The following is a 13,536-nucleotide window of genomic DNA, read 5'->3' as shown; positions in this document are numbered from 1 at the left end:
AAAATATATAGATAAATGAAAGGATGGATAAAATGTCATTTGAAAAAATAAATAATAATAATCTAGATAAAATACACAGCAGGAAATGTATTATGTTTGTAAATTTTAATCAAAAAGAATTATCATTAATTAAAAATGTTAGTAATTTTGCTGGAATAAGAGACCATATCATTTTAAGTGATAAAAATGGTGAAAACATAGTAAGAGATATTTTGGATGGGAATATATCAAGTGAATGTGATAATGGAATTAAAAGTAAGTCTGTAATATTTAATAATATTTCCAGCACACAAGTAAATGCATTTTTAGAAGGATTGAAAAAAGTAAGAATAAATAGACCTTTTACAGCAATGGTAACAGAGACATCTATTGATTGGACATTAAATAATTTAATAGAAAATTTAGTTCAAGAACGCAATGCTATGTCTTCAGGAAAAACAATTGAGCATAAGTAAATTAGTTTTTAGAACCATCTTCTAATAAATTTAACTAATATGTGTTAAGTATCATATTATACTGTAAGATATAAAAATCTTAATATAAGTGGATGGAGGAAAGTAAAATGAAAGTATTATTTACAATAAATTATGGAGAAGAAAAATTTAAAAAAATAAATGAATTAGGATATGATGTTATACATTATTCTGAAGATAGTATAGAAAATAATGAAGATGTAAACACTGCAGATGTGCTAGTTACATATAATCCTTTTGACAGACTAGATATTTCCAAAATGGAAAATTTAAAATATATACAAACAACAAGTGTAGGTATAGACCAAATACCAAAAGAAGATGTGTTAAAAAGAGATATCAAAATAGCTAACAATAGAGGCGGGTATAGTATACCTATTGGTGAAAGCATTGTTATGTATATTTTAGAAATTTATAAAAATAGTGCAAAATTTTTTAAACAACAGAAAAATAAAGAATGGAAAATGGATTTTTCTGTATCAGAATTATATGGTCAAAGGGTTGGATTTCTTGGAACAGGAACTATATCATCAGAAGCAGCTAAAAGGTTAAAGGCCTTTGGTGTAGAAATATGGGGAGTCAATACTGATGGAAGTAATAAAAAATACTTTGACAAGTGTTTTTCTACTGAAGATATGGATGTTGTATTTAAGGAATGTGACATAATAGTCGTAGCAATGCCTTCTACAAAGAGTACAGACGGAATAGTAAATAAAGATATGTTTAATCTTATGAAAGAAGGTTCTGTATTTATTAATGTAGGTAGAGGAAACACCATTAATCAGAAAGATTTAGAAGATTGTGTAGAGAAGTTTAGAGGTGTAGCGTTAGATGTATTTGAAAGTGAGCCTTTAAGTAAAGATAATAAACTATGGGAGCTTGAAAATGTTATAGTAACTCCTCATAACTCTTGGGTGTCTGATAAAAATAAAGAGAGAACATTTAATATGGTCTATAATAATTTAAAACATTATATAATAGAAAATAAACCTGTAGATAATGTTGTAGATATATCAAAAGGTTATTAAATATATAAAAATTCTAATGAAAATAAAAAACTCTTATTGGTATTGTTAGAGATACTATAAGAGTTTTTTTTGTAATAAATTTAAAGTCAAAAAAGTGATATACTAAAAAATATATAAATAGGAAATAATTAATTATAGGGAAATTTTAAAATGATTCAATTTAAAAAATATGAAGAGGTGCTAAGAGTGAGCGTTAAAAATGAAATTAATAAACTTATAGAACAAATAAACTATCATAATGAAAGGTATTATAACCAAGATAGCCCAGAAATATCGGACTACGAATATGACAAGCTAATGAAAGAACTAATATCTTTGGAAGAACAAAATCCAGAACTAAAGAGAGTTGATTCTCCAACAAATAGAGTAGGAGGTAAGCCATTAGATAAATTTAATCAAATTGTACATAAAACTCCTATGCTAAGTTTATCAAATGCTTTTTCAGAACAAGATTTGAGAGATTTTGATAAGAGAGTTCAAGATTATGTGGGAGACAATGTTGAATACGTTGTTGAATTTAAAATAGATGGGCTTTCAGTAGGTCTTACCTATGATAATGGAGCGTTTGAAAAAGGAGCAACTAGAGGTGATGGGATTGTGGGAGAAGATATTTCTCAAAATTTAATGACGGTCAAAAGCATACCTCTTAAAATAGATGAAAAAAAAGAGTTAATAGTTAGAGGAGAAGTCTATATATCAAAAGATAACTTTAGAAAAGTGAATGAACAACAAGAAGAACAGGAACAACCACTATTTGCTAATCCAAGAAATCTTGCAGCAGGTTCATTAAGACAATTAGACTCAAAATTAACTGCAAAGAGACCACTAGATATATTTGTATTCAATATGGAAAATATAGAAGATTATGACTTAAAAAGTCACAGCGAATCCTTAGAATATTTAGAAAAGCTAGGCTTTTCAGTAAGTCAAAATTATAAAGTTTGTAAAAATATAGATGAAGTTATCGAACATATTGAACATTGGACAGAAAATAGAGGTAATTTAGAATACGAGATAGATGGAATGGTAATAAAAGTAAATAATATAAAACAAAGGGAAGAGATGGGATATACGGCAAAGAGCCCAAGATGGGCAATTGCATATAAATTTCCAGCAGAAAAGAAAAAAACTAAAATAGTAGATATAATAGTAGAAGTTGGAAGAACTGGTACAATAACACCATCAGCAGTACTTGAACCAATTAGACTTGCTGGTACTACTGTAAGTAGAGCAACACTTCATAATGAAGACTATATAAAAGAGAAGGACATAAAAATAAATGATACAGTATTGGTTCAAAAAGCAGGAGATATAATACCTCAAGTTTTAGAAGTTATAAAAGAAGCTCGTACTGGGGAGGAAGTAGATTTTAAAATGCCAGAAAAATGCCCTGTTTGTTCAGAACCAACAGTAAGATTAGAAGGAGAAGCTGCTGTAAAGTGTATAAATATGTCTTGTCCAGCTCAAATAAGAAGGGGAATTATACATTTTGTATCAAGAGACGCGATGAATATAGATGGTTTAGGAGAATCTATAATTACATTGTTGCTAAATGAAAAAATAATTCAAGATGTGTCTGATTTATATTATATAAAACAGGAAGATGTAGTTGATTTAGAAAGAATGGGTGAAAAATCTGCTGATAATTTAATAAATTCAATAGAAAAGTCAAAAGAAAATGATTTATGGAGACTTATAAATGGTTTAGGAATTAAATTTATAGGCGTTAAGGCAGCTAAGATACTTGCTTCAAAATTTAAAGATTTAGATGATGTGATTTCTGCAACAATTGAGCAATTAGAAGATTTAGAGGAATTTGGGAGTATAATGGCAAATAGTGTTGTTGAGTTTTTTAAGGAAGATAAAAATATAAATGTCATAGAAAAACTAAAAAGTGTAGGAGTAAATACAAAATCATTAGAAAATACAGGTGAAACAGTAGAAAGAATATTTGAAGGAATGAAAATAGTATTGACTGGTACACTTCCTACATTAAAAAGAAATGATGCAAAAGATATGATAGAAAAAAGAGGTGGAAAAGCTACATCTAGTGTAAGTAAATCGACAACTTTTGTTTTAGCTGGAGAAGAAGCTGGCTCTAAACTTACAAAAGCAAATGATTTAGGAATTAAAGTTATAGATGAAGAGAGATTTTTAGAATTATTAACTTTATTATCGAAAGATGAAGTAAAAGCTGTATTAGAGGGCTAAAAAGTCACTTAATTTAGTAGAAAACTACTATAATTAATGATAGAATAGTTCAGTAAGCTATCGAATTATGAAAAATGACATTATATGAGATTAATAAAATTAAAACTTATAAAAATAAATTTATAAAATATATAAGGATTAGGAAAGGATATAAAAAATGACCAGAAGTTATGATAGAACTAATGAACAGATAAGACCTGTAAAGATTACTAGAAATTATACAAAGTACGCAGAAGGTTCTGTTCTTATAGAAATGGGAGAGACAAAGGTTATATGTACTGCATCAGTGGAAGAAAAAGTACCTCCTTTTTTGAGAAATAGTGGTACTGGGTGGATAAATGCTGAATATTCAATGTTACCAAGGGCAACTCAACAGAGAAAAATAAGGGACGCATCTAGAGGAAAAATCGACGGAAGAACTCAAGAGATACAAAGGTTAATAGGAAGAGCGATAAGGTCTGTTATAGACTTAAATAAATTAGGAGAAAGAACTATTTGGGTAGATTGTGATGTGATTCAAGCTGATGGTGGAACTAGAACTGCATCTATAACTGGGGCGTTTGTAGCAGTTGCAGAAGCAATCTATAAATTATATAAAGCAAAAACATTAAAAGAAATGCCAATAACAAATTTTGTATCTGCAATTAGTGTCGGAATAGTAAATGAAACTCATATGCTAGATTTATGTTACGAAGAAGATTCTAAAGCACAAGTAGATATGAATATAATAATGACTGATAAGTGTGAGTTTGTAGAAGTACAGGGGACTGGTGAAGAGAAACCTTTTTCAAGAAAAGATTTAAATTTATTGTTAGAGTTAGGAGAAAAAGGGAATAAAGAACTAATAAGGCATCAAAGGGATGTTTTAGGTGAAATAGCAGATGATATATTAGGTATGGATTATGGCAATGAAGTTGTTATTGCTACTAATAATGCTCATAAGTTAGAAGAAATAGGTGCAATCTTAAAGGACTTTGAATATACTGTATATTCTCTAAAAGATGTTGATTTAGCAGGTATAGAAATAATAGAGGATGGAAAAACCTTTGAGCATAATGCATTGATAAAAGCTAGAACAATAGCTAGAAAAACTAAACTTATAGCTATAGCAGATGATTCTGGTTTAGAGGTAGATGCATTAGGCAAAAAACCAGGTGTTTATTCAGCTAGATATGCAGGAGAGCATGCTACAGATGAAGAAAATAGAGAAAAGCTATTAAAAGCCATGCAAAATGTGCCAATGAGTAAAAGAAATGCAAGATTTGTCTCTGCAATAGCAGTAGTTTTTCCAGATGGAAAAGAATTTGTAGTAAGAGGAATTTGTGAAGGAATGATAGGCTTTGAAGAAAAGGGCAAAAATGGTTTTGGATATGATAGCTTGTTTATAGTAAAGGGATATAATAAAACTTTTGGTGAAATACCTAGTGTTATAAAAAATTCAATCAGCCACAGAGCAAATGGACTAAAGATTATGAAACAAGAGTTTATGAAAAGGGTAGTGAAGTAATGAGAATAGGCATAATAAGTGATACACATATGATGATTAAAAATATGGAAAAGACAATACCATATTTAGAAGAATGTGACTTAATAATTCATGCAGGAGACAACTTTACAGACTCAAGATATCTTCATAATATGACTAAAGTGGGAATTATTGCAGTTAAAGGAAATTGTGATTTTGATGCTATAGAAGAAGAACTTGTCTTTGAAGTAGCAAATAAGACTATATTTTTATGCCATGGTGATAAGTATGGTGTAAAATATGGAACACAAATGTTAGAAAATAAAGCTACTGAAGTTAATGCTGACATAGTTATATTCGGTCATACTCATACTCCATTTAGAGAAATTAAAAATGGTGTGCTTTACATAAATCCTGGAAGTACTTCACTTCCAAGAGGAGTATCGTATAAGAGTTTTGTAATTATGGAGATAGAAGAAGATGATATAAATATAGAGGAAATACGCATATAAAGGTGTATTTATCTAAAAAAATAGCAAAAAACACTCAAAAAATTAAATTTTATCAAATAAGTACAACGATATTAATGGAACACTTGTAAATAAAAAAACTTATGTGATATAATTAAGTGGTTGAATTATAAATAGAATGAATTATGATACCATTATCGGGTATTACATAAATATCACTAGGAGGATTAGAAGGATGAAAGCAGAACTAATTAAAAAAGAGGGTAATAAAGTTACTTTAAAAATAACAGTAGATAACAATAAATTTGAAGCAGCAGTAAATAAGGCTTATAATAAAAGCAAAAGCAAATATAATATACCTGGATTCAGAAAAGGTAAAGCTCCAAGAATTGTTATAGAAACTCAATATGGAAAAGGTATCTTCTATAATGATGCTATAGAAGTGTTATTCCCAGAAGTTTATCCAGAAGCTATCAAGGAATTAGATATAGATCCAATAGACAATCCAGATTTAGATATAGAAGAAATAAGCAAAGACAATGGATTAGTTATGGTTCTTAATGTTGAAGTTAAACCAGAGTTTGAATTAGGAAACTATAAGGGTATAGAAGTAGCTAAGGTTGAGAATACTGTAAGTGATGAAAATGTTGAAGCTAAATTACAAGAAATGGTTGAAAAAAATGCTAGATTAGTAAGTGTTGAAGACAAAGCTTTAGAAGATGGAGATACAGCTATAATAGACTTTGAAGGTTTTGACAATGGTGTAGCTTTTGATGGTGGTAAAGGTGAAAATTATAACTTAGTTATAGGTTCAAACACATTTATACCAGGATTTGAAGAGCAATTAGTAGGTAAAAAAGCTGGTGAAGAAGTTGAAGTTAATGTTACTTTCCCAGAAGAATACCACTCAGAAGATTTAGCTGGAAAGCCAGTTGTATTTAATGTAAAAGTAAATGATGTAAAAGTAAAAGAATTATCTGTATTAGATGATGAATTTGCTAAAGATACTAGTGAATTTGATACTTTAGATGAATTAAAAGCAGATGTAAGAGCTAAATTAGAAGAAGAAGCTAAAAATAAAGCAGATGCAGAAATTAGAAATTCAGTAGTAGAAAAAGTTGCTGAAAATACAGAAATAGAAATACCAGAAGTTATGGTAGAACATCAAATAGATAATATGTTAAACGAACTTAACTACCAATTACAATATCAAGGATTTGGATTACAACAATTACTAGAGATGACTGGTAGAACTATGGAAGAATTAAGAGAAGAAAGAAAAGAAGATGCTAAAAAATTAGTTAAATCTTCTCTAGTATTGGAAGCAATAACTAAAGCTGAAGGAATTGAAGCAACAGAAGAAGAATTTAAAGCTGAATTAGAAAAAATGGCTTCTGCTTACAATATGGAAGTAGAAAAAATAGAAACTACTTTAAGAGATGCTGATAAGGAAGATATAAAAGGACAAATAAAAATAAGAAAGACAATAGACTTATTAGTTGAAAGTGCGACAATAGCTTAATAAAATAACCGCTATAACTAATATAGTTGACGTTATAGAATGTTTAGTATATAATGTTGTGCAAATATAATTTAGTTAAATGCGTAAAATAATTTACAGTAGCTTAAAAAAGCTACTGTAAATTATATAGAATAAAGGGGGTATGAAACCATGGCATTAGTACCTGTAGTTGTTGAACAAACAGGAAGAGGAGAAAGATCTTATGACATCTTCTCTAGACTATTAAAGGACAGAATAATCTTCTTAGGAGATCAAGTTAATGATGCCACAGCAGGGCTTATAGTAGCACAGCTATTATTCTTAGAAGCTGAAGACCCAGACAAAGATATACATTTATATATAAATTCTCCAGGAGGAAGTATAACTTCTGGAATGGCTATATATGATACTATGCAATACATCAAACCAGATGTAAGTACTATATGTATAGGTATGGCTGCTTCTATGGGAGCATTCTTGTTGGCAGCAGGAGCAAAAGGAAAAAGACTAGCACTACCAAATAGTGAGATAATGATACATCAACCACTAGGTGGAGCTCAAGGTCAAGCAACAGATATAGAAATTCACGCAAAGAGAATTTTAAAAATAAAAGAAACTTTAAATGAAATATTATCTGAAAGAACTGGTCAGCCATTAGAGAAAATCAAAATGGATACTGAACGTGATAACTTCATGAGTGCATCAGAAGCTAAGGAATATGGCTTAATAGATGAAGTATTTACAAAGAGACCGTAGATAGAGAGAGGTGTTAATATGTCTAAATACGAAGAGAAACGACAATTAAAGTGTTCATTCTGCGGTAAAAATCAAGATCAAGTAAGAAGATTAATTGCAGGTCCAAATGTATACATTTGTGATGAGTGTGTTGAACTTTGTGACGAAATTATTCAAGAAGAAATAGAAGATACTATAGATGAAGATACTACATCTTTACCAAAACCAAAAGAAATGATGAATATCTTAAATGATTATGTAATAGGTCAAGAAAAAGCTAAAAAAGCTTTATCAGTTGCAGTTTACAATCATTACAAGAGAATATATAGTAAAAAGTCTAGTAGCAAGGATATAGAAATCCAAAAGAGTAATATACTTTTATTAGGGCCTACAGGTTCTGGTAAGACATTATTAGCACAGACTTTAGCTAGAACTTTAAATGTACCTTTTGCAATGGCAGATGCTACATCACTAACTGAGGCTGGATATGTTGGAGAAGATGTTGAAAATATACTTTTAAAACTTATTCAAGCTGCTGATTTTGATATAGAAAAAGCTGAAAGAGGTATAATATATATAGATGAGATAGATAAGATTGCAAGAAAATCTGAAAATCCATCTATAACTAGAGATGTTAGTGGAGAGGGTGTTCAACAAGCTCTTTTAAAAATATTAGAAGGTACTGTTGCAAATGTCCCACCACAAGGAGGAAGAAAACATCCTCATCAAGAATTTTTAAAGATAGATACTACAAATGTATTATTTATATTAGGTGGAGCTTTTGATGGGCTAGAAAAGATAATCCAAAAACGTGGTGGAGATAAGACACTAGGATTTGGAGCTAAGATAGAAAGTAAAAAAGAATTAGATTTAGGGAAGTTATATGAAAAAGTACTTCCAGAGGATTTATTAAAGTATGGTATAATACCTGAATTTATAGGAAGAATACCAGTTTTAGCTACTTTAGAATTGCTGGATGAAGATGCACTAATGCAAATACTACAACAACCTAAAAATGCTCTAGTAAAACAATATAAGAAATTATTAGAGTTAGATGATGTTGAACTAGAATTTGAAGATGATGCTCTTCGTGCAATAGCTAAAAAGGCTATAGAAAGAAATACAGGAGCTAGAGGACTTAGAAGTATAGTTGAAAGTGTAATGATGGAAACTATGTTTGAAGTACCATCTAGAGATAATATAAAGAAGGTTATAGTAACAGAGAAATCTGTGAACGAAGACTCAGTAAATCCTATCATAGTACTTAAGGATCAAGAGGAAAGTGCATAAGATGATGAAAAGGAGCTTTAAAAGGCTCCTTTTTTTATGCTAATATGAAATTAGGTATTATTATGATAAAAATGTGAGTAGAATACCTATAATACCAAAGACGAATACAATTGCAATAGAGCCAATTTTTCCCTTATATAGAAGATAGAATGATGCTGCAAATGCGATTATTCCATATAAGTCCCAATTAACTTCTTTTGCAGATGAAAAAGCGGCTGACAGTATAAAACCTAGAGTAATTGGTCTAAGTACCATTAATAAATTCTCTACCTTTTTATTATTTTTGAACTTAGCAAATAACTTTGATATAATGGTTAAACCTACTAATGCAAATACTGTAACACCGATAGTTGCAGATAAAGAACCAAAAAAACCAGCAGTCTTAAATCCAACAAATGTAGCACTATTTATTGCTACAGGACCTGGCGTAGATTGTGATATAGCAAGTAAATCTAAGAACTCTTGATTAGTTATAAGGTGGTATTTAGATATAAATTCTTGTTGAATAAATGGTAGCATAGCATAACCACCACCAAAACTAAAGGCTCCTATTTTAAGGAATATTAAGAAGAGTAGTGTTATTTCTGACATAGACTATATACACCTCCTCCAATTATTAAATAAATAGGACTTATATTGAATACACCAACAGATAAAACTGCTATAATTAATAGTAGTATGTTAGTTTTAGACTTTGGCAGTTTCTTAAACATGCTTGTAAAAGAATACAATATAAGAGCTATTACTACAGGCGCAACTCCTTTAAAAAATCCATCTAGAATTTTAGATGAGGAATTTTTAAAGTATAAATATGACAATACTAAGACTATACAAAATGACGGTAGAGCAGAGCCTAGGGTACATATAAGAACTCCTGGTATACCATAAAGCTTATATCCTAATAATACAGATATATTAATTGCTAGTACTCCAGGATAACTTTGAGCTATGGATAGATAATCGATAAATTCTTCCTGCTCTAAAAGTTTTTGTTTGTTTACAAGTTCATCTTGTATAAGAGGAACCATAGCGTATCCACCACCAAATGTAAACGCACCAATTTTTAAAAAGGTTAAAAACAATTTCAACATAATAGAAACCTCCAAATGATAAATAACATCTAAGTATACTAACATTAATATTATATCATAATAAAATAATAATATAATATGCCAAGAAGTTATTGTTAATGTTGAAAATTAACATGTGCAAATATATAATATAAAATGCAAAATAATTAAACTAGAAAAGGAGTAATGTTGATGGAACAAAATTATACTAAAATAGATCATGAATTACCATTAATCCCTTTGAGGGGATTAGCAATATTTCCATATATGATATTAAATTTTGATATAGGAAGAGAAATATCTCTTAAAGCTTTAGACCAAGCTATGATGGATGAAGAACTTATATTTTTAACATCTCAAAAAGAAGCAGATGTTGATGAACCAGGTGAAGAGGATTTTTATCATGTAGGAACAATTTGTAAAGTTAAACAAATGATAAAATTACCAGGAGATACAGTTCGTGTTTTGGTTGAGGGTGTATCAAGAGGTAGAGTTAAAAAAATAGAGCAAGAAGAAGGATACTTTAGAGCAGTAATAGAAGAAATTGTTTTTGATAGTGATAATTTAGATAGTGAAACAGAAGTTGAAATTGAAGCATTTGTAAGAAATGTATTTGATGCTTTTGAAGAGTATATAAATATTGGAAATAGAGTATCACCAGAAATATTGATATCTTTAGCTGATATAGAAGATGTAGATAGATTTATAGATACAATAGCTGCAAATATTTATCTAAAATCAAGTCAGAAACAAGAAATATTAGAAGAATTTGATATTAAGAAAAGACTTGAACTTATATATTCTATATTACTAGAAGAGATAGATATATTAAAAATAGAAAAAAAGATAACTTTAAGAGTTAAAAAACAAATGAATAAAGTTCAAAAGGAATACTATCTTAGAGAGCAATTAAAAGCTATACAAAAGGAATTAGGTGAGGAAGAAGACATAAATTCTGAAGCAGATGAGTATAGAGAAAAGCTTAAAAAAATAAAAGCACCTAAAACTACTAAAGAGAAAATAGAAAAAGAAATTGATAAATTTTCAAAGATATCTTCAATGTCTCCAGATGTATCTGTAAGTAGAAATTATTTGGATACTATATTCTCATTACCATGGAATAAAGAAACAAAGGATAAACTAGATATAGTTAAAGCACAAGCTATACTAGATGAGGACCATTACGGGCTGGAGAAGGTTAAAGAAAGAATATTAGAATATTTAGCCATAAGAACTCTTGCTAAATCACTTAAAGGTCCTATAATATGTCTAGTTGGACCTCCAGGGACAGGGAAAACATCTATAGTCAAATCAATAGCAAGAGCATTAAATAGAAAATTTGTAAGAATATCTTTAGGTGGCGTTAGAGATGAAGCCGAAATAAGAGGACACAGAAGGACTTATGTAGGTTCTATTCCAGGAAGAATAATTAATGGAGTCAAAGAAGCTCAGACTAAAAATCCTGTGTTTTTATTTGATGAGATAGATAAAATGGCAGCAGATTATAAAGGTGACCCAGCTTCAGCTATGCTGGAAGTATTGGACCCAGAGCAAAATAAGGATTTTGTGGACCACTATTTAGAAATACCTTTTGATTTATCAAAGATACTATTTGTTACAACAGCAAACAGTTTAAGCAATATTCCAAGACCATTATTGGATAGAATGGAAGTAATAGAAGTATCTGGATATATAGAAGAAGAAAAGTTAAATATAGCAAAACAATACTTACTTCCAAAACAAATTAAAGAGCATGCTTTAAAAGAGAATTTTGTAAAAATGGATGATGAAACTTTAAGAAGCATAATAAATCATTATACAAGAGAAGCTGGAGTAAGAACATTAGAAAGAACTATTGGTAAAGTTTGTAGAAAAATTGCCAAAAAATATGTTGAGGACCCAACACTTGAAGAAGTTGTTGTAAATAAGTCTGACTTAGAAAAATATCTTGGAAAAGATATGTTTAAATACCAACTTGCAGAGCTTAATCCTCAAATAGGGCTTGTAAATGGACTTGCATGGACAGCAGTTGGTGGAGTTACCCTTGAAGTAGAGGTAAATGTGCTTAAAGGAAAGGGTGAAATTGTATTAACTGGAAAACTAGGAGATGTTATGAAAGAATCTGCTAAGACAGGTATTTCTTATATAAGATCAATAGTGGACAAGTTTGATATAGACCCTGATTTTTATAAAACTAATGATATTCATATACACATTCCAGAAGGTGCTGTTCCAAAAGATGGACCATCAGCTGGTATAACTATGGCACTTGCAGTGATTTCAGCACTTACTAAGAGACCTGTACCAGGTAATATAGCTATGACAGGAGAAATAACTTTAAGAGGTAGAGTGTTAGCTGTAGGAGGAGTTAAGGAAAAACTATTAGCAGCTCATAGAGCTGGCATAACAAAAGTTCTAATTCCTAAAGAGTGTGAAGCTGATTTAGATGAGATACCAGAAAATGTAAAAGAAAAGATGGAGTTTGTACTTGTAGAGCATATGGATGAAGTATTAGAACAAGCTTTATTAAAGAGTGGTGAAAAAAATGAAAATTAGAAGTTCAGAGATAACTATGAGTGCTGTGAATAAATCACAGTATCCAGCAGAAGGTATCCCAGAGATAGCTCTGGCTGGTAGGTCAAATGTTGGAAAATCATCAATAATAAATACATTACTTAATAGAAGAAACTTTGCTAGAACTAGTCAAACACCAGGAAAAACTAGAACTATAAATTTTTATCTTATAAATAACGAATTTTATTTTGTAGACCTTCCAGGATATGGGTATGCTAAAATAGCCAAATCTGAAAAAGAAAAATGGGGAGGTATAATGGAACGATATCTAGAAAGTAGACAAGAATTATGTTCTATATTCCTACTTGTAGATATTAGACATGAACCTACAGCAGACGATAAACTTATGTACGAATGGATAAAACATTTTGGATATAACTGTGTAGTTATTGCAACTAAGGCAGACAAAATATCTAGAGGACAATATCAAAAGCATATAAGTATTATAAGAAAGAAATTGCAAATGGAGAGTAGTGAAAAAGTAATTCCTGTTTCTTCGCTAAAAAAGACTGGTGTTGAAGAACTTTGGGAAGAAATTGTAAGTCAATACAATCAACATGGATATGAAATAACAGTAGATTAATTTTAAGTGTTTATATATATTAAAATCAAATAAAGGATGCCTCAAAATGTTTTTAAGGGAAATTTTGTGGCATCCTTGTTGTTTATAAGCAATAAATATCGGTAATTATTGTTAGAAATTAATAAAATTAATAAAA

General features: G+C 29.7%; 12 protein-coding genes. 10 read left to right on the top strand and 2 right to left on the bottom strand.

Going from position 1 to position 13,536, the window contains the following annotated elements:
- Nucleotides 1-32: 32 nt before the first annotated feature.
- The 8 genes from IC213_RS16940 to clpX all read left to right on the top strand — a co-directional run bounded on the left by IC213_RS16940 (nucleotide 33) and on the right by clpX (nucleotide 9,173).
- Entirely contained in the window at nucleotides 33-455 is a 423-nt protein-coding gene (locus IC213_RS16940; RefSeq protein ID WP_227481839.1) for a DUF3783 domain-containing protein, read from the top strand.
- A 107-nt stretch (nucleotides 456-562) separates the two neighbouring features.
- Nucleotides 563-1,501, top strand: a complete 939-nt coding sequence (locus IC213_RS16935) for a phosphoglycerate dehydrogenase (RefSeq protein WP_227435742.1) — start codon at nucleotides 563-565, stop codon at nucleotides 1,499-1,501.
- Between the two features lie 186 nt (nucleotides 1,502-1,687).
- Nucleotides 1,688-3,712, top strand: coding sequence for an NAD-dependent DNA ligase LigA (ligA, locus tag IC213_RS16930; protein WP_227481840.1), 2,025 nt, complete (start codon nucleotides 1,688-1,690; stop codon nucleotides 3,710-3,712).
- 157 nt (nucleotides 3,713-3,869) lie between these two features.
- Nucleotides 3,870-5,219, top strand: coding sequence for a ribonuclease PH (gene rph, locus IC213_RS16925; RefSeq protein WP_227481841.1), 1,350 nt, complete (start codon nucleotides 3,870-3,872; stop codon nucleotides 5,217-5,219).
- Nucleotides 5,219-5,689, top strand: a complete 471-nt coding sequence (locus IC213_RS16920) for a metallophosphoesterase family protein (RefSeq protein ID WP_227435747.1) — start codon at nucleotides 5,219-5,221, stop codon at nucleotides 5,687-5,689. The genes rph and IC213_RS16920 overlap by 1 nt, the downstream gene beginning before the upstream one ends.
- Before the next feature lie 193 nt (nucleotides 5,690-5,882).
- Nucleotides 5,883-7,169, top strand: a complete 1,287-nt coding sequence (tig, locus tag IC213_RS16915; protein WP_227435749.1) for a trigger factor — start codon at nucleotides 5,883-5,885, stop codon at nucleotides 7,167-7,169.
- A 150-nt stretch (nucleotides 7,170-7,319) separates the two neighbouring features.
- Nucleotides 7,320-7,904 carry an ATP-dependent Clp endopeptidase proteolytic subunit ClpP gene (clpP, locus tag IC213_RS16910; protein WP_227435751.1) on the top strand — a complete coding sequence of 195 codons (585 nt, stop codon included), beginning with the start codon at nucleotides 7,320-7,322 and terminating at the stop codon, nucleotides 7,902-7,904.
- 18 nt (nucleotides 7,905-7,922) lie between these two features.
- The gene (gene clpX / locus IC213_RS16905; RefSeq protein ID WP_227435752.1) at nucleotides 7,923-9,173 is read left to right on the top strand and encodes an ATP-dependent Clp protease ATP-binding subunit ClpX; all 1,251 of its coding nucleotides are present in this window, start codon (nucleotides 7,923-7,925) and stop codon (nucleotides 9,171-9,173) included.
- 60 nt (nucleotides 9,174-9,233) lie between these two features.
- Here clpX and IC213_RS16900 read toward each other — a convergent pair whose 3' ends face one another.
- Both IC213_RS16900 and IC213_RS16895 read right to left on the bottom strand, forming a co-directional pair.
- Complete coding sequence (locus IC213_RS16900; protein ID WP_227435754.1) at nucleotides 9,234-9,764, bottom strand: chromate transporter; 531 nt, start codon at nucleotides 9,762-9,764, stop codon at nucleotides 9,234-9,236.
- The gene (locus tag IC213_RS16895; protein WP_227435756.1) at nucleotides 9,752-10,264 is read right to left on the bottom strand and encodes a chromate transporter; all 513 of its coding nucleotides are present in this window, start codon (nucleotides 10,262-10,264) and stop codon (nucleotides 9,752-9,754) included. Before IC213_RS16895 ends, IC213_RS16900 begins: the two co-directional genes overlap by 13 nt.
- Nucleotides 10,265-10,435: 171 nt before the next feature.
- Here IC213_RS16895 and lon point away from each other — a divergent pair, with 171 nt between their 5' ends.
- The gene (gene lon / locus IC213_RS16890; protein ID WP_227435758.1) at nucleotides 10,436-12,799 is read left to right on the top strand and encodes an endopeptidase La; all 2,364 of its coding nucleotides are present in this window, start codon (nucleotides 10,436-10,438) and stop codon (nucleotides 12,797-12,799) included.
- Nucleotides 12,789-13,400, top strand: a complete 612-nt coding sequence (gene yihA / locus IC213_RS16885; protein ID WP_227435760.1) for a ribosome biogenesis GTP-binding protein YihA/YsxC — start codon at nucleotides 12,789-12,791, stop codon at nucleotides 13,398-13,400. Before lon ends, yihA begins: the two co-directional genes overlap by 11 nt.
- The last annotated feature ends 136 nt before the right edge of the window (nucleotides 13,401-13,536 follow it).

Source organism: Clostridioides sp. ES-S-0049-02 (genome assembly GCF_020658465.1).
Lineage (GTDB): Bacteria > Bacillota > Clostridia > Peptostreptococcales > Peptostreptococcaceae > Clostridioides.
Note: the sequence above shows the minus strand (reverse complement) of the source record. Positions and strands in the feature narration are given on the sequence as shown.